The organism is Kitasatospora sp. NPDC022785 (assembly GCF_055561295.1).
The window spans coordinates 250,722-274,268 of the sequence record NZ_JBVHHB010000010.1 but is presented as its reverse complement, the minus strand read 5'-3'; the positions used below and the strand labels follow the sequence as shown (position 1 = coordinate 274,268).

Annotated in this window: 22 protein-coding genes and 5 pseudogenes; 20 read left to right on the top strand and 7 right to left on the bottom strand. The window is 70.4% G+C overall.

The window, feature by feature from the left end:
• The first annotated feature begins 465 nt into the window (after window positions 1-465).
• Entirely contained in the window at window positions 466-759 is a 294-nt protein-coding gene (locus tag ACZ3YO_RS19155) for a hypothetical protein (protein ID WP_465570531.1), read from the top strand.
• 553 nt (window positions 760-1,312) lie between these two features.
• On the opposite strand, the gene ACZ3YO_RS19150 is transcribed toward ACZ3YO_RS19155, so the two are convergent.
• Complete coding sequence (locus ACZ3YO_RS19150) at window positions 1,313-2,167, bottom strand: SDR family oxidoreductase (RefSeq protein WP_465570527.1); 855 nt, start codon at window positions 2,165-2,167, stop codon at window positions 1,313-1,315.
• A gap of 67 nt (window positions 2,168-2,234) precedes the next feature.
• Here ACZ3YO_RS19150 and ACZ3YO_RS19145 point away from each other — a divergent pair.
• The 6 genes and pseudogenes from ACZ3YO_RS19145 to ACZ3YO_RS19120 all read left to right on the top strand — a co-directional run.
• Window positions 2,235-2,381 (top strand): annotated as a pseudogene (locus tag ACZ3YO_RS19145) (hypothetical protein); the annotation flags it as partial.
• 489 nt (window positions 2,382-2,870) lie between these two features.
• On the top strand, window positions 2,871-3,194 hold the full coding sequence (locus tag ACZ3YO_RS19140; protein WP_465570554.1) for a plasmid stabilization protein: 324 nt from the start codon (window positions 2,871-2,873) through the stop codon (window positions 3,192-3,194).
• A 112-nt stretch (window positions 3,195-3,306) separates the two neighbouring features.
• A complete protein-coding gene (locus ACZ3YO_RS19135; protein ID WP_465570525.1) occupies window positions 3,307-3,495 on the top strand; it encodes a hypothetical protein in 189 nt (62 codons plus the stop codon).
• A 57-nt stretch (window positions 3,496-3,552) separates the two neighbouring features.
• Window positions 3,553-3,795, top strand: a complete 243-nt coding sequence (locus tag ACZ3YO_RS19130) for a hemerythrin domain-containing protein (RefSeq protein ID WP_465570522.1) — start codon at window positions 3,553-3,555, stop codon at window positions 3,793-3,795.
• Complete coding sequence (locus ACZ3YO_RS19125; protein WP_465570519.1) at window positions 3,795-3,983, top strand: hypothetical protein; 189 nt, start codon at window positions 3,795-3,797, stop codon at window positions 3,981-3,983. Before ACZ3YO_RS19130 ends, ACZ3YO_RS19125 begins: the two co-directional genes overlap by 1 nt.
• A 40-nt stretch (window positions 3,984-4,023) precedes the next feature.
• Window positions 4,024-6,360: a molybdopterin oxidoreductase family protein gene (locus tag ACZ3YO_RS19120; protein ID WP_465570516.1), complete on the top strand. Its 2,337-nt coding sequence runs from the start codon at window positions 4,024-4,026 to the stop codon at window positions 6,358-6,360.
• Between the two features lie 182 nt (window positions 6,361-6,542).
• On the opposite strand, the pseudogene ACZ3YO_RS19115 reads toward ACZ3YO_RS19120, so the two are convergent.
• Both ACZ3YO_RS19115 and ACZ3YO_RS19110 read right to left on the bottom strand, forming a co-directional pair.
• A pseudogene (locus tag ACZ3YO_RS19115) lies at window positions 6,543-6,815 on the bottom strand (CinA family protein); the annotation flags it as partial.
• Window positions 6,816-6,904: 89 nt separating this feature from the next.
• A complete protein-coding gene (locus ACZ3YO_RS19110) occupies window positions 6,905-7,126 on the bottom strand; it encodes a hypothetical protein (protein WP_465570514.1) in 222 nt (73 codons plus the stop codon).
• Between the two features lie 237 nt (window positions 7,127-7,363).
• Between ACZ3YO_RS19110 and ACZ3YO_RS19105 the strand changes: the two genes are divergently transcribed.
• The 4 genes from ACZ3YO_RS19105 to ACZ3YO_RS19090 all read left to right on the top strand — a co-directional run bounded on the left by ACZ3YO_RS19105 (window position 7,364) and on the right by ACZ3YO_RS19090 (window position 11,053).
• Window positions 7,364-7,546 (top strand): hypothetical protein, encoded by a 183-nt coding sequence (locus ACZ3YO_RS19105; RefSeq protein WP_465570511.1) that lies wholly within the window; start codon window positions 7,364-7,366, stop codon window positions 7,544-7,546.
• 91 nt (window positions 7,547-7,637) lie between these two features.
• Entirely contained in the window at window positions 7,638-8,822 is a 1,185-nt protein-coding gene (locus ACZ3YO_RS19100) for an alcohol dehydrogenase catalytic domain-containing protein (RefSeq protein WP_465570551.1), read from the top strand.
• Between the two features lie 479 nt (window positions 8,823-9,301).
• Window positions 9,302-9,562: a DUF4235 domain-containing protein gene (locus ACZ3YO_RS19095; RefSeq protein WP_465570508.1), complete on the top strand. Its 261-nt coding sequence runs from the start codon at window positions 9,302-9,304 to the stop codon at window positions 9,560-9,562.
• A 345-nt stretch (window positions 9,563-9,907) separates the two neighbouring features.
• The gene (locus ACZ3YO_RS19090; protein WP_465570506.1) at window positions 9,908-11,053 is read left to right on the top strand and encodes an inorganic phosphate transporter; all 1,146 of its coding nucleotides are present in this window, start codon (window positions 9,908-9,910) and stop codon (window positions 11,051-11,053) included.
• A 248-nt stretch (window positions 11,054-11,301) separates the two neighbouring features.
• On the opposite strand, the pseudogene ACZ3YO_RS19085 reads toward ACZ3YO_RS19090, so the two are convergent.
• Both ACZ3YO_RS19085 and ACZ3YO_RS19080 read right to left on the bottom strand, forming a co-directional pair.
• Window positions 11,302-11,594: pseudogene (locus tag ACZ3YO_RS19085) on the bottom strand (cytochrome P450); the annotation flags it as partial.
• 18 nt (window positions 11,595-11,612) lie between these two features.
• On the bottom strand, window positions 11,613-12,044 hold the full coding sequence (locus ACZ3YO_RS19080) for a helix-turn-helix transcriptional regulator (protein WP_465570503.1): 432 nt from the start codon (window positions 12,042-12,044) through the stop codon (window positions 11,613-11,615).
• A gap of 135 nt (window positions 12,045-12,179) precedes the next feature.
• Between ACZ3YO_RS19080 and ACZ3YO_RS19075 the strand changes: the two genes are divergently transcribed.
• From ACZ3YO_RS19075 to ACZ3YO_RS19035, 9 genes and pseudogenes are all read left to right on the top strand, one after another.
• Window positions 12,180-12,650, top strand: a complete 471-nt coding sequence (locus tag ACZ3YO_RS19075; RefSeq protein ID WP_465570500.1) for an STAS domain-containing protein — start codon at window positions 12,180-12,182, stop codon at window positions 12,648-12,650.
• Window positions 12,647-12,967, top strand: a complete 321-nt coding sequence (locus ACZ3YO_RS19070; protein ID WP_465570498.1) for a hypothetical protein — start codon at window positions 12,647-12,649, stop codon at window positions 12,965-12,967. Before ACZ3YO_RS19075 ends, ACZ3YO_RS19070 begins: the two co-directional genes overlap by 4 nt.
• A gap of 1,020 nt (window positions 12,968-13,987) precedes the next feature.
• On the top strand, window positions 13,988-14,785 hold the full coding sequence (locus tag ACZ3YO_RS19065) for an SDR family oxidoreductase (protein WP_465570496.1): 798 nt from the start codon (window positions 13,988-13,990) through the stop codon (window positions 14,783-14,785).
• Window positions 14,786-14,957: 172 nt separating this feature from the next.
• A complete protein-coding gene (locus ACZ3YO_RS19060; protein WP_465570493.1) occupies window positions 14,958-17,228 on the top strand; it encodes a catalase in 2,271 nt (756 codons plus the stop codon).
• 518 nt (window positions 17,229-17,746) lie between these two features.
• The gene (locus ACZ3YO_RS19055; RefSeq protein ID WP_465570491.1) at window positions 17,747-18,073 is read left to right on the top strand and encodes a hypothetical protein; all 327 of its coding nucleotides are present in this window, start codon (window positions 17,747-17,749) and stop codon (window positions 18,071-18,073) included.
• Between the two features lie 261 nt (window positions 18,074-18,334).
• Window positions 18,335-19,288 (top strand): NmrA/HSCARG family protein, encoded by a 954-nt coding sequence (locus tag ACZ3YO_RS19050; RefSeq protein ID WP_465570488.1) that lies wholly within the window; start codon window positions 18,335-18,337, stop codon window positions 19,286-19,288.
• Window positions 19,289-20,095: 807 nt separating this feature from the next.
• Complete coding sequence (locus tag ACZ3YO_RS19045) at window positions 20,096-20,656, top strand: hemerythrin domain-containing protein (RefSeq protein ID WP_465570486.1); 561 nt, start codon at window positions 20,096-20,098, stop codon at window positions 20,654-20,656.
• A gap of 216 nt (window positions 20,657-20,872) precedes the next feature.
• Complete coding sequence (locus tag ACZ3YO_RS19040) at window positions 20,873-21,382, top strand: hypothetical protein (protein ID WP_465570484.1); 510 nt, start codon at window positions 20,873-20,875, stop codon at window positions 21,380-21,382.
• Window positions 21,383-21,642: 260 nt separating this feature from the next.
• A pseudogene (locus tag ACZ3YO_RS19035) lies at window positions 21,643-22,232 on the top strand (SDR family NAD(P)-dependent oxidoreductase); the annotation flags it as partial.
• A gap of 756 nt (window positions 22,233-22,988) precedes the next feature.
• Here the strand turns inward: ACZ3YO_RS19035 and ACZ3YO_RS19030 are convergent.
• Together ACZ3YO_RS19030 and ACZ3YO_RS19025 are read right to left on the bottom strand one after the other, a co-directional pair.
• Window positions 22,989-23,270: pseudogene (locus tag ACZ3YO_RS19030) on the bottom strand (NADH-quinone oxidoreductase subunit K); the annotation flags it as partial.
• 7 nt (window positions 23,271-23,277) lie between these two features.
• Window positions 23,278-23,544, bottom strand: coding sequence for a hypothetical protein (locus tag ACZ3YO_RS19025; protein ID WP_465570482.1), 267 nt, complete (start codon window positions 23,542-23,544; stop codon window positions 23,278-23,280).
• Window positions 23,545-23,547: the final 3 nt, after the last annotated feature.

Here is a 23,547-nt window from a genome sequence, read left to right as displayed (position 1 = left end):
TGACCTGCCCGTGGTCGACGCGGACCACCGCCGCGTCCTGGCCGTGCTGCGGTTCCTCGGAGCGTCCCGGGCCTGACCTTCCCATCCGTGATCACAATCTACGGCTGGAGTACTAACCCCAGAAGAACGAATCTCACTGTCCAATTTGCTGCCACAGCCGGAAGGGCTGGACCCCACGGGTCCAGCCCTTCCGCATATCCAGGGTGAGGCCCCGGCCGCGACTTGTCAGGGAGGCGACCTGGGCCCGCAATCACACCCTGCCGACGCCACCACTCTGGCCCCCATGGACACTCCGCCCGGGGCCAGCAGGTCACCCGATCAGTGGCTCCCAATCTCGCCGGAACGGCTCCCGAATTCGCCGAAGAACACCCACCGGGGTCGAGTACATCACCGCCACGAATGGCCTATACCTGGTTCCCGTTCACACCGGAGCAGTGGCTCCCATATGACCCGACAAAATCAACCGTGGAGATGGTGGCACTGGGCATCGCCTTTTTCGCCATCGGAATCAGCCTGTGGGCGGCGGACAAGGGGGGCCGCGGCATCACACCCGGGCTGAAACGGGTCGCCCGGGCCGTGGCAGTGGTGTCGCTGCTGCTGCCCTTCGCGTGTGCCTGCGGCCTGTTTCTCCTGCGGCTGCCGATCGCGGCGACCGCCCAGTGCCTGCTGGTGGTAGCCGTCCCGTTCTTCCGCCCCGTCCTGGACGGTGTGAACCGTCTGCGGGAGCGCGTCGCGCGCCACCGCCACCGGCGGCATTGACACCAGCGGTACCGACACCGGCGGTGCTGACGCGCCCGCAGACACGGGTGGCCAGGACGGCATGCCCCGGGGACACCGGCGGCCCGCAGGAGCCGGCAGGAGCAGGCAGCAGAGCTCGGCCAGGCGAAAACGACCGACGAACGGCCCGGCTTACCGGGACAGCCCTGTGGCAACGCCGGGGCGGGACAAACAGCAGCTCCCCAGAAGTGGACAGGTGGCCGCCGACGGGCAACAGCCGACCCGCCCGACACCAACCAGCCCCCACCCCCACTCACTCATTCGCTCGCTCACACATCAAGCCAGGGCTCAGGTGTCAGCGGCCAAGATCTTCTTTTCCCCAGGTACGGCCAGATATCGGTCCCCCACCGGCGGCCAGTTCGAGTGGGACGCCGGGAGAACCAGTTGCAGAGGGTGACGCCACCGCGATGGGTTCCGCTGCGCGGCCCCGGGTCGCCCGTCCGACGCTTCAGCGCCCACGCGCCGGGCCTACGCCGGAGGCGGATCCGGAGCGACGCCGGACTGAGAGCTGCGGCCGGGCGCGCGGTCGATGAGGTTACGAACCCTGTGTGAACGCGGTGGCGTGGTCGGCTGCCCACTGGCGAAACGTTCGCGGTGCCGTCCCCAGGATGTCGGCCACCGCGGTGGTGACGTACGCGGGCTGTCCGACCGCCGCGCTCCACGCGGCGAGCAGCATGTCGACGACCGAGCTGCGTGCCGTGCCCTCCGAAAGGCTGCAGAACTCCTCCGGCGTCATCTCCTCGAAGTCGATCTGGCGCCCAAGGGCGTCACCGATGACGCCCACCTGTGCGGCCTGGGTCAGCGATTCGGGGCCAGTAAGGACGTAGTCGCCTCCGACGTGTCCATCCTGACAGAGCGTCCGCGCCGCGACGGCTGCGACGTCGCGGTCGTCGACCGGTGCCGTCTCGGCAGCGCCGTAAGGCCACCGGACGACCTCGTCGGCCTGGATCGCGGGCGCCCACCAGGCCAGCGAGTTCGATGCGAGCATTCCCGGCCGGATGATGGTCGATTCGAGTCCGGTGGCCGCGATGAGCTGCTCGATGTCGGCGTGCATCGCTGCCATGGGATTGGGCTGCTGGAAGAGCGGGTGCGGTGTCTGGTGCGGGGAGGAGAGGAAGACGATCCGCCGCACGTGGGCCGCCAGTTGCTCGACGACTGCCGCGGTGGTCCGAGGCGGGGCGGTCCAGACGAGGAAGACCGCACCGGCACCGTTCAATGCCGGATCGAGCGACTCAGGCATGGTGAGGTCGCCGGTGAAGACCTCGACGTTCCCCGGTAGCGTCGCCGCCGCCTCGTGGCGGTGGGTGAGGGCGCGGACCGGTACGCCCGCGTCGAGGAGTTGGTCGATGACGAGGCGGCCGATCCGGCCCGTCGCCCCGGTTACGAGCACAGGAGGAGTGTCTGTCCGATTCATGCCGTCCATGAAAACGTTACTCAGTTAAAAAAGCAACTTGGTCATGAATCACGGTGGTCGGATGAACGAGCCGACGGGACTGCGGGCCCGCAAGAAGGCGCGGACGCGCGATGCCATCGCCGGCGCGTCGATCTCGCTGTTCCTGGAGCGCGGCTTCGACCGAGTCTCGGTCAGCGACATCGCCGCGGCAGTCGAGATCTCCAAGCCGACCCTCTTCCGGTACTTCCGCACCAAGGAAGACCTGGTGCTGCACCGGTTCGCGGACCACCAGGGCGAGGTGGCACGCGTCGTCCGTGACCGCAGGTCCGGCATAGAGCCGGTGCCAGCGCTGCACCGCCACTTCGGGGCCGGCCTCAACGACCGCCCCGAGGTGGTGGCGTTCCCATCGGCTGGTGTTCACCACACCGAGCCTGGCGGGACGGCTCACGCGCTACCAGCTCGAAGGCGAGGAGGCACCGGCGGACGCTCTCGGCGAAGGCATCCAGGCACGCCTGGCGCTACCCAGGTACTCGCTATCCAACTCGCCCGGACCAACTGGCAGAAGAGCACGTGGCAGCAGTCCGCAGGGGCCGGGACGGGGGACAGGTACGGCAGGGCCTGTCGGTTGCATCATGCGGGCCCACGAGTCGGCCCTCGCTTTCGGGGTAGGCGACGCGTCGCACTACCTGAAGGAGGAGTCATGCCTGCCGGTTCGAGCAAGAAGCGTGAGCGCCAGTACGAGCACATCAAGGACAGCGCGTTGGAGCGTGGGGAGAGTGAGAAGCGGGCCAAGGAGATCGCGGCCCGGACCGTGAACAAGGAGAGGGCCCGGCACGGCGAGTCGAAGACAGCGAGCCGCTCCTCCACTCACGACACTTCCTCCTCCCGGCGCGGCGGACAGCGTTCGCACTCCGGTTCCGAGGGGCCGACGAAGGAGCAGCTGTACAACGAGGCCAAGCAGCGCAACATCCACGGCCGCTCGAAGATGAACAAGAAGGAACTCGCCAACGCCCTCGGCCACTGACCGGCCACGGGCCGCAGCAGTGTCTGCGCCCGCCCGTGCGGGTACGCGCACGGGCGGTTGCCCGGGTTGAGCGCACCGAATCCGCCGGCTGACTGACGAGGAGGACGGCGCCATGCGCACCGACGACAAGGGAGCCCCCCAGAACGATGCCTCGCGCGACGACGGCACGGTACGGGAGCGGTCCGCGGAGGGGCGCAGCATCACGGCGCCCACCCCGAAGGACGTCCGGGCCGAGGCCGACGGTGCCGACGTGGACGATCAGGAACCCGAGCCGCCCGCGGCCGACGTCCAGGCTCCCTGACCGGCCGGACTTCCCGCTGGTGATTCGCTTGAACCGGTACGACGGACAGACGTTGTGATGGATGCGATCGTTCTGCTCAAGGACGACCATAAGACGGTGGAGAAGCTGTTCGAGGCGTTCGAGAAGGCCGGCGACAGCGCGTACGCCGAGAAGCGCCGCATCGCCGACCAGGTGATCGAGGAGCTCACCGTGCATGCTGTGATCGAGGAGGAGGTGTTCTACCCCGCGGCCGCGAAGCCGCTTCGGACACCACCGACCACGTGCTGGAGAGCGTCGAGGAACACCATGTGGTGGTATTGATGGTGCCCGAGCTTGCCGGTCTGGACCCGAAGGACGAGCGGTTCGACGCCAAGTTGACCGCGCTGATGGAGAACGTCCGCCACCACGTCGAGGACGCAACCGGCTGGTGGAACTCGGCGAACAGCTCGAAGAGGCCGAGAAGAGACCGCCACCCGCGACCCGCTGGAGGTCCCCGCGCCGCCGAGTAGGCAGATCTGTCGTACCCGGCAGGAAGGAGGAACCACCACCATGGACCGGACCACCGATCCGTGGGGCGTGAGGACCCCTTACGAGCCCGGCACCGTCTGGCCCGCCCGTGTCGACCTTCAGCTGGCCGACGGCCTGAGCGAGTCGGACGTGCAGCGATGGGTGCCCTCCGCGTCGCTGCTGCACTCCAACGGCGACGCCATGGACATCGCGGTGCGTGACGGGCGAATCGTCGGCGTCCGCGGCCGGGCCGGCGACCGCGTCAACCACGGCCGCCTCGACATCAAGGACCTGTTCGGCTGGCAGGCCAACGCCTCCCCGGACCGGCTCACCGCGCCACAGATCCGCCAACGCGGCCAGCTGGTGGAAACGGACTGGCACACAGCCATGGACACGATCACCGAGCGCTGCCAGTCCGTCCTGGCGGAGCACGGTCCGGGCGCGGTCGGCTTCTACACGTCGGGGCAGTTGTTCCTGGAGGAGTACTACACGCTGACCGTGCTGGCCCGAGCCGGGATCGGCACCAACCACCTGGACGGCAACACCCGGCTGTGCACCGCCACCGCGGGCGAGGCACTGAAGGAGTCCTTCGGCTGTGACGGCCAGCCCGGCTCCTATCAGGACATTGACCACGCCCAGGTGATCTCGCTGTGGGGCCACAACGTCGCCGAGTGCCAGCCGGTGCTGTGGATGCGCATCCTCGACCGGCTCCACGGCGCGGACCGGCCCACGCTGTTGGTCCTCGACCCCCGCCCGACTCCCACCGCGCGCGAGGCGGCCATCCACCTGGCGCCGCGCCCGGGCACCAACCTCGCCCTCCTCAACGCCCTCCTGAACGAGATCATCACCACCGGCCGCGTCGACCACGCCTACGTCGCCGCGCACACGGTCGGCTTCCAGGACCTGGCCGAACGCGTCTCCCCCTGCACACCCGAGTGGGCCGCCCGGATCTGCGACATCCCGGCAGACGAAATCCGCCGCACCGCTGAGCTGCTCGCCGGCACCGACCGGCTCGTGTCCACCGTGCTCCAGGGCGTCTACCAGTCCCACCAGGCCACCGCCACGGCGGTGCAGATCAACAACCTTCACCTGCTGCGTGGACAGCTCGGGCGCCCCGGCGCCGGGGTCCTGCAGATGAACGGCCAGCCCACCGCCCAGAACACCCGCGAGTGCGGCGCTAACGGCGACCTGCCGGGCTTTCGCAACTGGGCGAACCCGCGCCACGTCGCTGACCTCGCCGACCTGTGGAACATCGACCCCGCGGTGCTGGACCACGGAGCCCCGCCCACCCACGCGCTGGAGATGTTCCGCCTCGCCGAAACCGGGGCGCTGAAGTTCCTGTGGATCAGCGCCACCAACCCGGCCGTCTCCCTGCCCGACCTCGCCCGGATCCGCGAAATCCTCGCCCAGCCCGGCCTGTTCACCGTCGTGCAGGACATCTTCCCCACCGAGACCTCCGCGCTCGCCGACGTCGTCCTGCCGGCCGCGACCTGGGGCGAGAAGGCCGGCACCTTCACCAACGCCGACCGCACCGTCCACCTCTCGGACCGGGCCGTCGACCCGCCAGGCCAGGCAAGGCCAGACCTCGACATCTTCCTCGACTTCGCCCGCCGCATGGAGCTGCGCGACCGCACCGGCCGCCCGCTGATCACCTGGCACGACGCCCCGTCCGCGTTCGCTGCCTGGCAGCTGTGCAGCAAGGGACGCCCGTGCGACTACACCGGCCTCAGCCACGAACTGCTGCGCGAACACGGCGGCACCCAGTGGCCCGCCACGCCCGCCCTGCCCTTCGGCACCCAGCGGCTGTATGCCGACGGCCGCTTCTGGGCCCACCCGGACACCTGCGAGACCTACGGCCGCGACCTCAACACCGGCGAGCCCGCGACCGAACCCGAGTACCGCGTCCTCAACCCGCACGGCAGAGCCGTCCTGCGGCCGGCCGACTACCAGCCGCCACCCGAATCTCCCGACGACGACTACCCGCTGTGGCTGACCACCGGGCGCACTATCTACCACTTCCACACACGCACCAAGACCGGCCGCGTCCCCGAGCTACAGCGCGCCGCCCCCGAGGTATGGGTCGAATGCTCCCCGGCCGACGCCCACCGCCACGGCCTCACCCACGGTGATATGGCCGCCGTCACCACCGCCCGCGGTACCGTCGCCGCCCGGGTCCGGATCACCGGTATCCGCGAAGGTCTGCTTTTCCTGCCGTTCCACTACGGCTACTGGGACCACGGCACCGACCACGCCGGCAGCCCGCCGCGCCACGACCGCGCCGCGAACGAACTCATCCCCACCCGCCTGGACCCCGTCTCCAAGCAGCCCGTCTTCAAGACCGCCACGGCCCGCCTGGCCCGGCTCGGACACCACCGCTGAACGCAACGCGGCGCCACTCTCCCCGGGCTCGCCATACGGTCAGGGCGTGGGGCGGAGGCGGGTCTGCAGGAGGCGCAGCGCTTCGGCCACGCGCTGCTGCTGGATGGTGTGCCGATCGCCGTGCAGGTGCGGGAGATGACCCGCGCGCCGTGAGCGTCGGCGAGAGCGATGAAGACGGTGCCGGCCGGCCGGTCGTCCTGCGACTGCGGACCGGCCACCCCGGTGGTGGAAAGGGCGTATGCGCTGCCCATCAGCCGTCTCACCCCTTGGGCCATCTGCTGGGCGACCTCGCCGTTCACGGCGCCGTGCCGCTCCAGCAGCGCCCGTTGGATGCCGAGGAGGCTGTGCTTGGCGTCGTCGGTGTAGGCCGTGACCGAGCCGACGAACACCTCGCTCGCGCCCGGAGCATCGGACAGGACGAGTGCTAGCAGGCCACCGGTGAGGGACTCCGCCACCGCCACCGCGCTCCCGGTCGCCTGAAGCGCCGCATGGAGCTCACGCACCACCCGGCTCTGGTCGGCCTCGCCCACGGGCACGGAGCCGCTCACAGGACGATGCCCGAACCGGCGCCCGGCCGCGGCCCAGGCTGGTGCGCAAGCACAGCAGCGCTGACCGCCTGATGCCAGCCGTTCAACGTGCGAGCCTGCTCGGCGGCCCGGTCGGCGAGGCGGGAAAGCTCCACTCGGTCGAGGCGCTCATCGGTGTCGGCTATGGCGCGCAGCGCCCGCCACAGCGCGGCTTTGCCCTCGATACCGGTACGCAGCATCTCCAGCTCGATCAGGTCGCTGAGCGGGGAGCGGTGAGGTAGCGGAACGGTCCGGCCATTTCACTCTGGCGCTCGCTGCGGCGAGCCGCTCGCCGCCACCTGCGCATCGGCTCCGCCAGCGGGCCTGCGGCTTCAAAGCTCGGGAACAACAGGCCTGCCCAGGGGATTTGCCTGGGCCGACGCGGTCAGCCACAGGGGCGGAGGGGCTGGCTGGGCGGTTGGCCGCGGTGGAGTGGGATGCGTGAAGCCGCCTTCGCTGCAGAGTTGTTGCCGCTGATCATCGCCCCCACCGGGGCGCCGCTGGCCAGCGACCTCGCCGCCCAGCGGACCTTCGCCGCTGTCCGCTCGATCGACGCACTCTTGGTCGCCGACGGTGCCGACCGACGTGGTGGCCGCCCCTGTCTCCTGCCATCTCTGTGAAGACATCCCGGGAGGATTTGTCTGTTTTGTGGAAATGGATGTGGAGAAACGATAGGGGCGGGGGCCGAAGGCCACCTTACGAGGAGTGATGATGAGGGCCTTGGCGTGGCACGGTAGGCGCGACGTCCGAGTCGATTCCGTCCCCGATCCGGTAATCGAGGATCCGACCGATGTGATCATCGAAGTGACCACCAGTGGACTGTGCGGATCAGACCTCCACCTCTATGAGGTTCTCGGTCCGTTCCTCGACGTTGGGGACATCCTCGGTCACGAACCCATGGGCATCGTCCAGGAGGCCGGACCTGATGTGACCGCCGTTCGCGTGGGCGACCGGGTTGTCATCCCGTTCAATGTCTCCTGCGGCACCTGCCACACGTGCGGGCAGGGCCTGTACTCGCAGTGCGAGACCACCCAGGTCAGGGAGTACGGCAGCGGTGCCGCGCTATTCGGCTACACCAAGCTCTACGGGCAGGTCCCAGGCGGGCAGGCCGAGTTGCTGCGTGTTCCCTTCGGTAACAACCTGCCCATCAAGGTGCCGGACGGTCCCGCGGACGACCGGTTCGTCTTCCTCTCCGACGTGCTTCCCACCGCCTGGCAGGCCGTCGAGTACGCCGCCGTGCCCACAGGCGGAAGCCTCGTCGTCCTGGGCCTTGGGCCGATCGGTGACATGAGCTGCCGGATCGCCCTGCACCACGGCGTCGGTCAGGTGATCGGCGTCGACCTCGTCGGCGAACGTCTCACGCGCGCCCGCAGGCGCGGCGTGCACGTACTCGACCTCCACGAACACGGCAAGGACCTCCCCAACGCCATTCGCGATCTCACCGGCGGACGCGGGCCCGATGGAGTCATCGACGCAGTCGGGATGGAGGCCCATGGCTCGCCCGGAGCGAAACTCGCCGCCCAGGCGACCAACCTGCTCCCGGGCGCACTCGCCGCCAAGATCATGGAGCACGTCGGCATTGACCGCCTGAGCGCCCTCCACCTCGCCATCGACATCGTGCGGCGCGGCGGCACCATCTCCCTCTCCGGTGTCTACGGCGGCCAGACCGACCCCCTGCCCCTGCTCACGATGTTCGACAAGCAGATCCAACTGCGCATGGGCCAGGCCAACGTCCACCGCTGGTCCGACGACATCCTCCCCCTGCTCACCGACGACGATCCGCTCGGCGTCGACACCTTCGCCACCCACCACCTCCCGCTCACCGAAGCGCCGGCAGCGTACGAGATGTTCCAGAAGAAACACGACGGCGCCGTGAAGGTGCTCTTCAAGCCCTGAGTACCACCACGCACGCGCCCAGAGTCACCACCGACAGCCCCGAACCGCTGGGAGGCCGCCATGACCGCACCACCTCACCGCTTCGCTGGCAGCACCGCCCTGGTCACCGGTTCCTCCCGAGGCCTCAGCCTGCTCGTCGCCCGAGAACTGGGCCGCCACGGCGCCCGGGCTGGTCCTCACCGCCGGGGCGAAACTGGGCGTCCGGATGCAGGCACTGGCCCCCTCCACCACCGCGCGACTGCTCGGCCTCGCCGCCCGCCGCCGGAGACCGGCCGCGGCACGACGTCCAAGGCGCCAAAGCGGCCGGTCAGTCAGAAGCCGACCCCCTCGATGGGTATGCCGGAGACTCGGCTGGCGGGCGCACTCGGCAGGTCCTTGACCCAGGCCGGAGAGGAGCCAAGCCGAGGCCGCAGCCTCAAGCGCCACGAACCCGCCGAGAACGGGCTCGCGGTCAGTCAGTGGAGCACTGGGAGATCGCGATGATCAAGATCCTTTACAAGCCACTCGGCTTGCTGTTCGGCGCCCTCGGTGGGGTCATTGCGGGCGCCGTCTTCAAGCGTCTGTGGGCCTTCCTCGGACACGAGGAGGACGCGCCCCAGGCCACCGACCGGGACCGCACCTGGAAAGAGGTGCTGACTGCCGCTGCCGTGCAGGGGGCGGTCTACGCCCTCGTCAAGGCCGCGGTCGACCGAGGCGGGGCGGTCGGTACCCGTCGCCTGACAGGCACATGGCCCGACTGAGCTGGCCTTGGTGGGCGACTCGATGGGGGTCGTGACGCTTTTGCTCGGCCGACGTGCGAATTCCCGGTGTGGGCCCACGGTCGGAAAACGTCCTCTCGACCACAGCCGACCTCTCGGGCTCCTACGGGCCCTGCGGTCGGCAGACACGGCTGCGGTGCCGCCGCAGTGGTGCCGTGAAGGCGTCGCCGTGCCGGGGGCGAGGCGAGCTGCCGTCTCGAGCATCAGTGCCGCGATCTCGGCGCGCGCGATCTCGTGGTTGGGCGTATCGGGTGATGCGTCAGGAGTACCGGGGCGCTGGGTGTCGCAGTCCCGGGCGGGCCTGAGGGGCGGGTTATGTTCGTGCGCGTGACCGGCAACGACGTGATCCTGGCGCTGGTGGTGGTCACTGCGCTGGCCTTCGACTTCACCAACGGCTTCCATGACACTGGCAACGCCATGGCGACCTCGATCGTCACCGGAGCCCTGCCCCCGCGCATTGCGGTTGCCGTGTCGGCAGTACTGAATATGGTCGGCGCGTTTCTGTCGACCGCCGTTGCGGCGACCATCGCCGGTGGCCTGGTCAACAGCAACGACGTCTCCCTGACTGTGGTCTTCGCCGGTCTGACCGGAAGCATCCTGTGGAACCTGACCACCTGGTTCCTCGGAATCCCCTCCAGCTCCTCGCATGCGCTGATCGGTGGCGTGATCGGGGCGACGATGGCGGCGGCGGGCACGGCCGCCGTCAAGTGGCAGGGGCTGGTGTCCAAGGTGATCGTTCCTGCCGCACTGTCGCCGTTCATCGCGGGATCCGTGGCCGTTCTCGGCACCTACCTCGTGTACCGTCTCACCCGCGGGGTGGCCGAGCGTCCGCGGGGGCACGGCTTCCGGATCGGCCAGGTCGGTTCGGCCTGCATGGTCTCGCTGGCCCACGGAACCAACGACGCGCAGAAGACCATGGGTGTGATCACCCTGGCGCTGATCGCCGCAGGTACGCTGAGTGCCGGATCGACGGCGCCGACCTGGGTGATTACCTCCTGCGCGACGGTGATTGCGCTTGGCACATACGTCGGCGGCTGGCGGGTGATCCGGGCGCTGGGCAAGGGGTTGGTGGACATCGAGTCGCCGCAGGGGATGGCCAGCGAGTCGGCCTCGGCGGCGGTGATCCTCTCCTCGACGAACTTCGGCTACTCCCTGTCCACCACGCACGTGGCCACCGGATCGATCCTGGGCTCGGGGGTGGGCAAGAAGGGCGGGGTGGTGCGTTGGCAGGTCGCCCACCGGATGGCGGCGGCTTGGTTGCTCACCCTGCCGGCCGCGGGGGTGGTTGGTGCCCTCGCCTACTGGGCTGCGAACGGGATCGGCGGGACCGCCGGCGTGGTGGCGATCTTCATCATGCTGATCCTGGCCTCGATCGCCTTCTTCATCGCCTCCCGCCACCCGGCCGTGACCCCGGAGAACGTCAACGCCGCGTGGACCGGTTCCGCCCTACGGCGCCGGTCACCGCCCGGTTGACACCGCCGGCCCCGGCGCTTCTTCGTCCGCCAGCCCTGCGCGGTCAGACGCTTCACCTTCGACCGCTCCGTCGACCGACCGAGCTGTCAGTCCCGGTGCGAAGAAACGCGTGCCGAGAGCGCTTGCGTGGCCGTCGGCAGCGTCGCGCCCGGCAATACGGCAGCCGCCTGGCGACGAGCATGGCCCGCGAGCGGCGCTCTCTGCGCGAGCGAGGACGGGGAGGATCTGTGTCCCCGTTCCGCGAGCGCCTACAGGCTCGCCGGCAGGGCGACGAGGCCGCAGACCAGCCGGGTGCCGCCAGACGAGCTGGTCGGCAGGGACCGCCAACTGAAGACCGGGGAAGCGCTCCAAGAGGACGCCGAGCACGATCTCGACTTCCGCGTGGGCCAGTGGTGCGCCGAGGCAGCGGTGGATCCCGTCGCCGAAGGCGAGGTGGCCGGCGGCGTCGGCGCGGCCGAGATCGAGTCGGCCGGGTCGGGGAACCGTGCGGGTCGCGGTTGGCCGCGCCTGGGCACATGGAGACCGGGCTGCCGGCGGGCACAGCGGGTCGCGCGCGATTCTACGGCCGCGGTAGCGGGGGGCGGTTGGCGCGGTCCCGACCCCCGGCGGACGCCGGGTGGTCTTCTGGGGCGGTCAGTGGGGCCAGGCCGTTGTCACGGTGGCCGGGGCTGTCGCCGGGGTGGTCCCTGTGGTTGGGGGCAGGGACGAGCAGGTCGAGCAGGGCGTTGATGCTCAGGCCGGATTCGGCGGGGTGTCTGAGCCAGGTGTCGGTAGCGATGCGGTAGTGGTTTCGGCGTCCGGTGCGGATGCGGACCAGGTAGCCGGCCTGTTCGAGGTCGGTGACGATTGCCTGGACGGTGCGCTCTGTGAGCTGGACTCTCACGGCGATGTCCCGCAGTCGGGCGCCAGGGTCACGGGCGATCGTGGCGAGTACGCGGGCGTGGCTGGTTACGAACGTCCATTTCGTGCGGGCGGAGTCCTCGAGCGCCATACCTCCACCATAGGACGGTGGATTCGCGCTTGACCACACCTGCATCGCGATTCGGGTATCCCTTGACGTGAATATGTGCGAGGGAGACGATGAAAGTACTTCCGTCTCCGCCGTCTCCCTGGCAAGGACCTGGCCATGACCGAGTATCCCTGCAGCGCCCTCCCGGCCATCGCCGGCACCGATCTCGACCTGAATTCGCCACCCGCGCCGACATACGCGGCCGGTGGACTGACCGTCGTTGTCACACCGGGCCCGCAGCGGCCCCTGGCCCGGGTTCTCGGTGAGATCGACATGGACGTCGCCGGGCATATGCGGGACGTTCTGGAGCGAGCACGACGCGATGGCGGTACCGGCCTGGACATTGACCTGTCCGGCGTCACCTTCCTCGACAGCTACGGCCTCAACGTGCTCCTGACTTTGCGTCTGAACGTCTTGCGCGACGGACACTCGCTCGCCATCACCAGCGCCAGCCCCCGGGTGGAGAGGCTCCTCGCCCTCACCGGGACCACCGCCCTCTTCGCGGCCCCGGTCAACGGCACCGCCCGCCACAAGGCCACCACCACCCGGACGCACATCCGTTCCCACGACGAAGCAGACCTGCCATGACTACCCTCCCTGCCCCTACGCCCACGACAGTGGCCACACCCGAGCCCGCAACGGCGCTCGCAGTCGGCATTCACCAGCACCACGGCGGATTCAGCCTCCTGCTTCGCCTGAGCGGCGACCGCCGCTCGATCAGTCTCCCGCTCACCTCCCACGACCTCGACCAACTGCTCTCAGCGACCGCCCGGCCGGTTCGCGGCGTGGTCCGCTGGTTCGTCCCGCCGCTGCCCGTCCGGGTGAGGACCGATGTGAACCGACGAGGCCTCGTCTTCGCGGGCCTGGCCGGTCCGGTGGCCGCCGGCGAGGGAGGCGAGCGGTGAACGGCAGTCCGCGGTACACGGTGGCGGTCCGCGGTGTGCAGGGCAGGGCGCGGACCGTGATCGTGCACCGCACCGACCGGCCCGTGAACCGGTTTACGACGACATCCGCGGTATGTTCCGGTTCCAGATCAAAGGCTCCGTCGCGGAGGTCCTCGTGGCGCCGGCGGACTTCACTGTGTCGAGGCAGTGCTTCGAGACGATCCCGATGCCCTGAGGCTGCCGCGGAGGGCGACGGTGGAGAGGACGAGGCCGCCGAGGGTGAGAGGCCGCTGGAAGGAGGTCGCGGCGGCGTAGACGGTGCTGGCTTTCGGCGGCGGCCCACGGTCCGGCGGCGCTGTACGGGGCGACACGGCGGTAGGGCGGGCGTGTGGCACCGGCGAGGTGGAGGGACGAGGCCACGGACCATGGCGGGCAGCGGCCGAGAAAGACAGCCCACCGCCTGGCGGGTCATGAGGGTCTCGGCCTGCTGACAGGCGGTGCGGGGGATGCGGGCTCCGATGCAGCCAGTGAGCAGGCGGTCGCCCAGGAGGTCTCCTGTGCGGTGGGTGAGGTAGTCGCCCGCGACCGCCGCAGCGGCGGCCGCGACGGTCGGCGGTCTGCCGCTTGCCGCGTATGCCAGGTCGCCGGCCTTCTCGAAGGCCCTGAACAGCTTCTCGACGGTCTTGTGGTCGTCCTTGAGCAGCACGATCGCGTCCATGCGATCCTCCAGTGACGCGAGGGCGAGTGAGGCCGTCTGCGGCGCACGCGCACCCGGTATTCCTCGGCTCACCCCGCCGACGCTGCCGGGTCACCCGGGTGTAGCAGTTCGCCGCGCGGTTGGAGGTCCGGCGGCGCCAGGATCGGCACGGAACGAGTAGTAGGTGCGCCGGTGGGTAGACGCGGTTGCGCCTCTCGCTCTGGATCTCGGAAGGTCGAAGTACTGTGACGAGCGATCATTCCACCGCGCCCGGCCCGGCCCGGAAGCGGCCGGAGCCGCCTCTGCCGAAGCAGTCGCAGCCCCACCCCGGTAGGGGTGAAGCCATGGATCCTGCGCCTGATCACGGGGAGGGCACCTATCGCGGGTCGGGCCGACTGGCGGGGCGGGTCGCGCTGATCACCGGTGGCGACTCCGGGATCGGGCGGGCTGTCGCGTTGGCATTCGCGCGGGAGGGGGCAGATGTCGCGTTCTGCCACCTCCCTGCCGAGCAGCAGGACGCCGACGGGACGGTGGCCCTTGTCGAGGAGGCCGGCCGTCGCGCCCTGGCCGTCGCTGGCGATGTCCGCGAGGAGGGATTCTGCGCGGACCTCGTGCAGCGGTGCGTGCGAGACCTTGGCGGTCTGGACGTCCTCGTGAACAACGCGGCCTACCAGATGTCTCAGCCCGACGGCCTGGCCGCGATCACCAGCGACCAGTTCGACCGTGTGATGAAGACCAATCTGTACGGCATGTTCTGGCTCACCCGGGCGGCCCTGCCGCATTTGGGGGAGGGCGCGTCGGTCATCAACACCGCGTCGGTGCAGGCGTACAAGCCCAGCCCGCACCTGCTCGACTACGCAATGACCAAGGCCGCCATCGTCGCGTTCACCCAGGGGCTGGCCGTGCAGTGCGCCGCCGAAGGCGTCCGCGTCAACGCCGTGGCTCCCGGACCGGTGTGGACACCCCTGATCCCGGCGACCATGGACGAGAAGAAGGTCGCGCACTTCGGCGAGCAGTCCCCGATGGGCCGTCCCGCGCAACCCGCCGAGATGGCTCCCGCCTATGTCTTCCTCGCTTCCGCCGAGGCTTCCTACATCACCGGCGAGATCGTCAATGCCACCGGCGGCACCCAGCTCCCCTGAATCCCCGCCCCGTGCGCGAGTGAAGAGTCGCGTTGCGTTGGCCGAGTGGCTGTGGTCGTCGCTCGGCCGGGCCGCTTCACCGCGGTAGTCGTTCGTGCAACACCAAGAGGCCCGGCACGGGCAATCCGCGTCGGATTGCCCGTGCCGGGCGGCCACCCGCAACGGAGGAACCATGTCCGAGCCCGGACCCATCAAGAAGATCGTCGACGCCGTTGCCGACGCGGTGCGTGACGACAACCGGCCGACCGTAGAGGTGCCCGGAGCCCCGGGCGGTCAGCCGCCGCCTGTCGCGGAGCCCGTCGAACCGCGGGCGCCGCTGCCACCGAAGCGGGACCAGCAGGCCCCGGCCGCCCTGTCCCCGACCGGCCGTGGCATCGGCGCTCCGGCCGACACGGCAGGGCAGAACGGCGGCTACCTCACCACGGCGAATGGCACGCGGCTGCCGGATTCCGATCACTCGCTGAAGGCGGGACCGCGCGGGCCCGTGCTGCTGCAGGACCATCACCTGCGCGAGAAGATCATGCACTTCGATCACGAGCGAATCCCCGAGCGGGTGGTCCATGCCCGGGGTGCTGCCGCGCACGGGGTCTTCCGCGGTTACGGAACGGCGGCCGGCATCAGCAGGGCCGCCTTCCTGGGGGAGGGCGTCGAGACACCGGTGTTCGTGCGGTTCTCCACCGTGCTCGGCTCGCGCGGGTCGGCGGACACGGTGCGTGACACCCGCGGCTTCGCGACGAAGTTCTACACCTCCGAGGGCGTCTTCGACCTGGTCGGCAACAACATCCCGGTGTTCTTCATCCAGGACGCCATCAAGTTCCCCGACGTCATCCACGCCGGCAAGCCGCACCCCGACCGCGAGATCCCGCAGGCGCAGAGCGCCCACGACACCTTCTGGGACTTCGTCTCCCTGCATACCGAGGCCACCCATCACACCATCTGGAACATGTCGGACCGCGGCATCCCGCGTTCCTTCCGGATGATGGAGGGCTTCGGCGTCCACACCTTCCGCCTGGTCGACGCCGAAGGCACCTCCACGCTGGTCAAGTTCCACTGGAAGCCCACGGCCGGCGTGCACTCGCTGGTCTGGGAGGAGGCGCAGCTGATCAACGGCATGGATCCAGACTTCCACCGCCGCGACCTCGCGGATGCGATCGAGGCCGGGAACTTCCCGCAGTGGGAGCTCGGCATCCAAACCTTTCCGGACACTCCGGAACAGACGTTCGCGGGCATCGATCTGCTGGACCCCACGAAGTTCGTCCCGGAGGAGCTCGCACCGGTGCAGCCGATTGGGCTGATGACGCTGAACGCGAACCCGACGAACTTCTTCGCGGAGACCGAGCAGGTCGCCTTCCACCCCGGGCACTTGGTGCCCGGCATCGACATCACCGACGACCCGCTGCTCGCCGGCCGCCTGTTCTCATACCTTGACACGCAGATCACCCGTCTCGGCGGCCCCAACTTCACCCAGATCCCGATCAACCGCACCCACGCCCCGGTGAACGACATGCTGCGCGACGGGTTCCACCAGGACGCTGTGCACAGCGGCGTCGCCCCGTACAAGCCGAACTCCCTCGACGGCGGCTGCCCGTTCTTCGCCGGGGCCTCCGACCGCGCCTTCATCGAGTACCCAACCCCGATCGCGGCGGCCTCGAAGGTCCGCGAAGCGCCGGCCTCGTTCGCCGACCACTTCAGCCAGCCGCGGCTGTTCTGGCTGAGTATGAGCCCGGTCGAGCGCGAACACATCATCGCCGCCTACACCTTCGAACTGTCCAAGGTCTTCGAGCCGGCCATCAGAGAGCGGGTCCTGACCGTCCTTGCGGAGGTCGACGAGGTGCTCTGCGGGGAGGTCGCCGCAGGCCTCGGGCTGCCCGCGCCCCGGGCCGTCGCCGGAGCCAGCATCGATGTCGCGCCCAGTCCGGCACTGTCCCAGGTCGGACGGCACTGGCCGGTAACCGGTCGGGTCCTGGGTATCCTCACCGGCGCCACCAGCGACCGCTCCGCCGTGCGGGAACTACGGGAAGCGGCCCTGGTCGCCGGACTGCTGCCACTCGTCATCGCCCCCACGGGTGCTCCCCTGGCAGACGACCTCAGCGTCCAGCGGACCTACGCCGCGGCCCGGTCCGTCGAGTTCGACGCGCTCCTGGTGGTTGGCGAGCCCGCGCCAGCCGCGGACGACCGAGGCGCCCGGGATGCCAAGTCCGGAGCCGTCGCGGGCGGGCAGCCCACACTCGACTCCCGAGCCGTCCTGCTCGTCAACGAGGCCTGGCGGCACGCCAAGCCGATCGCCGGCCTTGCTGACGCCCGCGCCCTGTGGGCCGCAGCGGGAGTCGACCCACGGGCACCCGGCGTGTTCACTGCCACGGAGGACGCCGACGCTGTTTCCCAGCTCGTGGACATGCTTGGCGCCCACCGCATGTGGGACCGGTTCCCGCCACGGAACTGACGTCCTGACTTCCGACCCGTGATGCCGTGGGCCCGCCGCGAGTTGTCGGGTCGGGACTGGGGAGAAGCGCCACGAGTACCGGAGCCGAGCGGCCGGCGTCCATCGCGACGACCTCGGTCAGGTCGGTGCCCTCCTGGATGTCCTGGAGGAACCAGCGCTGGTTGGCCGAGCCGTCGTAGTCCCGGGCGACCACGCCCAGGCCCGGGCCGAGGGCCGAGGCGCCGAACCGGCCGAGCGCGGCCGCGCGATCAGCGACCCTTCCCCACGAGGCCGCGCCAACGGGATCGCTGGCAGCAGTGTATGTCCAGGGCTACCGGTTGTGAGACGTCCGGCCGCCGCGCCTGAGTCGGCCCGCCGCCTGGGCCTCCCGCCGACAGCCGATAGTGGGTCAGCGGATGCGGTTCGCTCGGGCGGCCGAGCCCTGGACGCGCTGTCGTGCTCCTCGGGCGGGCAGGCGGCAGAGTGGTTTGGGTACGCCTGCATCGCGGCGGAGTCTTCGGCCTGAAAGGGTGATGTGCATGTCCGGCGAGGGACGGGAGACGTTCATCGCGGTGCGGCCGCGCCGCGCCGTCGAGGCCACTGCCGAGGAGCTGTCCGGTCACGCCGATGCCGCCGCCCGCGGCGCTCTTCGTGCGTGCCGGTGGGCGCTTGACCCCTCCCGCCCCGCACCGGTGACCGGCCGCGCCGTGACCCTGCCCCTGGCCGAACTCGACCTCGCCGTCGAGGAACGCGCCGCGATCAACGCCGCCCGTAACCCGAGCCTCGCGCCGCCGGAACGCGCCCGGGCTCGGGGGACGGCCCATGCGCTGGGCTGGATCCTCGGCTTCGATCCCCTCCGCGCGTGACGTCCGCCATGGTGGGAGGGCCACCGCAGGCATCGCTCCTGGTGGGTACCTGCCGCGGTGCGGGCCGGCTGGCGAGGCGTGCGGCGTCGTCATGACGGCGAGTGCCCGCACCGGCCCTGCGGGGACATCACGTCTAAGGTGTGCCCGCCCGCTCACGACCGCGGGAATCCCGACTCGCCCGGTTTGCCGAGGACGGCGCGATGGGTTGCGCTTGAGATGTCGGGGCGCAGGCGAAGCGTGTTCACGAGAGGCGGCGACGGCATGACGGAGAATAAGATCATCACGGTTTTCGGTGCGACCGGTTCCCAGGGCGGGTCCCTCGCGAGGGCGATCCTGGCGGACACGAGCGACGAGTTCGCGGTCCGCGCCGTCACCCGCAACCCCGACTCGGACCGCGCCCGCGAGCTGGCGGACCGAGGCGCCGAGGTGGTCAGGGCCGACATGGACGACGAGGCGAGTCTCGGACCAGCCTTCGAGGGCGCGTACGGCGCGTACCTGGTGACCAACTTCTGGGAGCACATGTCCGCCGAACGGGAGAAGGCCCAGGCAGCCGCCCTCGCCCAGGCTGCCGGACACGCCGGCGTGCAGCACGCCATCTGGTCCACGCTGGACGACACCCGTGAGTGCATCCCCCTCGACGACGACCGGATGCCGACCCTCCAGGGCTCCTACAAGGTGCCGCACTTCGACGCCAAGGCGGAGGCCGACCACTACTTCACGGACGCGGGCGCGCCCACCACCTTCCTGCGCACCACGTTCTACTGGGAGAACCTGCTCGACACCTTCGCCCCGCAGCGCGCCGAGGACGGTGTCCTCCAGCTCTCCTTCCCGATGGGTACCAGCAGGCTCTCGGGCATCGCGGTCGAGGACATCGGCAAGACCGCGCTGGCCATCCTCAAGCGCGGCACCGACCTCATCGGCGCCACCGTCAGCATCGCCGGCGAGCACCTGCGAGTCGCCGACATGGCGGCGGCCATCACGCAGGCCACCGGTAAGCCGGTGAAGTACCTTCCGATGACCCCGGTCGCCTTCCGGGCGCTCGACTTCCCCGGCGCGCACGAGGTGGGGAACATGTTCCAGTACTACGCCGACTGCGAGGACCGCTTCACCGCGGCCCGGGACCTCGAAGCCGTCCGCGAGCTCAACCCCGACCTGCAGGACTTCGCCACCTGGCTCGCCGCCCATCGCGAGGCCCTGCGCTCGGCCTGGGCGTAAGCACGGGCGCATCTGCGCTGGAGGCGGTATCGGTGCAGGTAACGGCGGCGGGGCAGGGGACCGGGCAAGCGTCGGCGACGGAGACCTGGTGAAGGTGGCCACTGCACGCGGATCGGTACGGGCCCCGGCTGCGCGTCACCGCCATCCGCGACGGCACCACGTCGCCGACGTCGCGTGCTCGTCCCAGGAGCACGCCTCCCGCCTGGCCGAGGCCGGACAGCACCACGCGCTTGACCTTCCCAGCCCCGCAGGCCAGCCCGCGCCCGGACTGCTGCTACCCGGGGCAAGGCTCAACCCACCACCTCACGACCGATTTCCGGTGCAGCGCACCCGGTACTGACGTCAGGCGTTGCGTTTCCACAATCACGCGATCGCCGCCGTCCTCGCCGCTGTCGCGTCGGGGGCGGAGGTGAGGACGGTCGGGCGGCGATCTCCCTGGCCCGCTCGCTCTCGCCGCGGTCCAGGGCGCTGTCCTTGACGTGCTCGTACTGGCGTTCACGCTTCTTGTTCGAACCGGCACGCATGGTCTTCTTCCCCCTCGCACTGGTGGGGACGCGTCAGGGCGTCTACCCGAAACGTGCGCGCCGACGCCCTCACCTGTCGGCCCCGGACGCATCCGGCAGATCGGCCGCTCCCCGCGGGGGAGGCGCGGGTCAGCCCGTCGGGATGCTCGTTGCTCCGGCTCGCGCGCCCGGCTCCGATCGGGTGAGTCCCGGGCCTGCGGCTCACGAGGCTGCTTCCGGATGGGGATCACTTCCGGTTGGACCGGGAGGGACCCGGACCGGATGGACGAGAGGCGGATGCGCGATGGGCCACGGCGGGAATGTGATCGAGGAGCTGAAGGCCGACCACCGGGAGGTGGAGGAGATGTTCGGCCGGATCCAGGCGATGACAGGCGGCGGGCAGGAGCTGCGTGACTTGGTGGACCAGGTCACCATCGAGCTGGTGCGGCACTCGGTCGCCGAGGAGCAGTACCTGTACCCGGCGGTGCGCGAGCACGTCCAGGGCGGGGACCGGCTCGCGGACAAGGAGATCGCGGATCACAGCAGGGTCGAGGAGATCCTCAAGAAGCTGGAGCAGATGGACACGTCCGACGCGCAGATGAGCCCCATGCTGCAGCAGCTAATGGACGAGGTCTCCGCGCACGTCCAGGACGAGGAGGACAACCTCTTCCCCATGCTGAGCCGGGCCTGCACCCCGGAGCAGCTGGACGACCTCGGTGACAAGATCCGCCGGGCCAAGGCGATGGCGCCCACCCGCCCGCACCCTGCCGCTCCGAGCAGCCCGGTGGCCAGCAAGCTGCTGGCGCCGGGGGCGGGGCTGGTGGACCGGGCTCGCGACTTCGTCAGCGGCCGCGGGAAGTCCTGACCCCCGTCCGCACGGAGACCGGCACACGGGGCCGCGGGCGTGCCGGCCGCGAGCCCCGGGTGCCGTTTCGGGCAGACGTGACGCTGGTCATGCCCCGGGTCCCACGGGTCTGCCTACACTGGTCGGCCACCCGGCGGGGCAGCGCGGCCCCGCACCAGCAGCTCGCACACCCGACCTCTCGGACACGGGCGGGCCCGCCGCGAGGGAACGATCGCCGTGCCCAACGACCTGACACCCGTCATAGCCGCCTCCTCCCGCTGGCTCCTGAACGCCTACCCGCCGCCGTCGGGCGCGCTCAACGCCGCGCTCGCCGAGGCCCAGGCCCGGCAGGCCGCCACCGCCGCGGCACATCTGCGCTATCCCACCGCCATGGACGTTCAGCTGCTCCACCTGCTCGCCCCCAGCGGATCGGCCCGCCTGGACTGGCTTACAGGGTGCGAGCCGCAGCCCGACCACGCCGACACAGCGTGGCGGACCTGGGTCGACGAGACCGTCGTCAGCTGGGCAGCCTGCCTGCTGGCCGACCCCGCCCTCGCCTCACGCGCCCATCGGATCCAGGCTGGCATACCCGACGTCAAGGGCCTCCGACGCCTGAGCGAACCCGGCTCCCACGACCGGGAAGCCGCCGTCCTGCTGCGCCACCCGGACCTGCTCGAGGGTGTCGCCGCCTTGCACCGGTCCCAGCTCGTCGAGCTGCTGGACACGGGTGGCGCCGCCGCGGCATAGCCCGCGGTCGTCTGCTCCGTCCGGCCCCGGACAAGGGCTCCGGCCGGGTGAACAGTGGTCCACCTCCACCATCCGGGCCACCGGCGGGGTGACACCGGCGGCGATCCCGGCCGCCGCCAGGCGCGGCAGGTGGCAAGAGCCCGGTTGCAGGGCCTGACGGGGCAGACGAGCGGCCGGCACGCCCCGGCGACCCGAGTAGGCTGCATCCGAGGCTGCCGCTGCCGGAGCAGTCGCAGCCGCACCCGGGCACGGGTGAGCGGATGGAGCCCGGGCCCGGCCACGCGAGGACTCCCACCGGGGCACCGGCCGTCTGACGGGCCGGGTCGCGCTCGTCACCGGCGCGGACTCCGGGATCGGGCGCGCAGTCGCCCTGGCCTTCGCCCGGGAGGAAGCGGACGTGGCGTTCTGCCACCTGGCCGAGGAGCAGGACGACGCCGACACCACGACCGCCCTGATCGAACAGGCAGGCTGGCGCGCTCTGCCGCTCGCGGGCGACCTCCGGGACGAGGCCTTCTGTACCGGCCTCGTCGCCCGGTGCGCCGCCGAACTCGGCGCTCTTGACGTGCTGGTGAACAACGCCGCCTACCAGGTGTCCCAGCCGGACGGCCTCGCCGCGATCAGCACCGAGCGGTTCGACCGGTGATGCGGACCAATCTGTACGGGACGTTCTGGCTCACCCGCGCCGCGCTGGCGTACCTGCAGCCGGGTGCGGTGATCATCAACAGCGCCTCGGTGCAGGCCTACAAGCCGAGCCCGCATCTGCTCGACTACGCGATGACGAAGGTCTGGGATCGTCGCGCTCACCCAGGGCCTCGCGCTCCAGCTCGCCCCCGACGGCATCCGGGTCAACATCCGGTGGGCCAGGCGGAGGGCGTGGCGACGGGCGGCGCGGCCGGTTCGAGGAGGCGGCCGAGCTGTCACCAGCTCGCCATTGTTCGCCGTCCTGTGTCTCGCGTTGGTGGCCCTGTTCGTTGCGGTGCACGTTGCCGGGTGGTCCGCGGACTGGCAGTTGCCTGTGGGGGACGCGATGAGTGCGGTCACGCTGCTGCTGGCGTTGTTGAAGAACGCGGAGCGCCGGGCCGGGCACGCCTTCAGTGCAAGCCGGATGCGATCGCCGCCGCGCTGCTGGAGCAGCAGGAGGGCAAGCGGGGCGAAGCGCACGAGCATCTGAAGGAGGCCATCCGGATGGAAGAGCGCCTGTAACCTCTTCACCGTCATTTTCCCGGTCTACGCCGTCGGTCCGGTCGACGGGTCAGGTCTGGGTTGCGATGGCGGTGCAGAGCACGGCGATGCCTAGTGCGAGGAAGGCGAGGTAGTCGCCGAGGTGCCCGGAGTGCAGGCGGCGCAGCACCCGCACGGCAGCCGTCGCTGGTCGGGCGGGTGTGGGCCGCCGGGCGGCTGCGACGGCGAAGGCGCACGCCAGTGCGGCGGAGAGCAGGCCATGGGCGATGCCCGCCCCGGTCCAGCCGGCCTCAGCGGTATGGGCGGTTGCGGCGGACGGGGCGGAGGTGACGGCGTGGCCGTAGAGGGCTGGGTCGGTGAAGGTGTGCGCGCCTCGCGTGGCGGCGGTGGCAGCAGCGGGCACGCAGCCCAGGAGGAGGGCGGTGGCGAGGAGGAGGGCAGGGACTACGGTGGCGCCGACGACGACGTCGGTCAGGGCCAGGGCTTGGGCGACGGGGTCGACGACCGGGCGGCTGCCGGGGGTGAGGTCGGAGAACACCGGGGCGGTGGCACCCTTCCGGTAGCCGACGGCCAGGAGCAGCAGGTAGGTGGAGGACTGGGCGACGGCGAGGCAGCCGATGGCGTGGATCAGGTTGCGGCTGGTGACCAGGCCGTACAGGGCGATGAGCAGGACCCATCCGGCGGCGAGATAGACAAGGGTGCCCATGCCCATGTCAGCGCGCCTCCTGCTGGTCGGGGTCGGTGATCTCGACGGCTTGGTCGAGGAAGTGGGCGAGCAGGACGATACGCCGCCCCACCAGGGACAGCGATCGCCGCGACGGCGAGGAGAACCACGGGTGACGCCGGGCCGCGAACGCGCCGCCCAGCGCCGCGACGCTGGCCACCAGCAACTCGACCTGGGAGACGGAACTGATCAAGACCACCGTCATCCCCACCAGCACGCCGAACCACGCCGCAATCTCCAGCACCGCGCCGCGCACAGC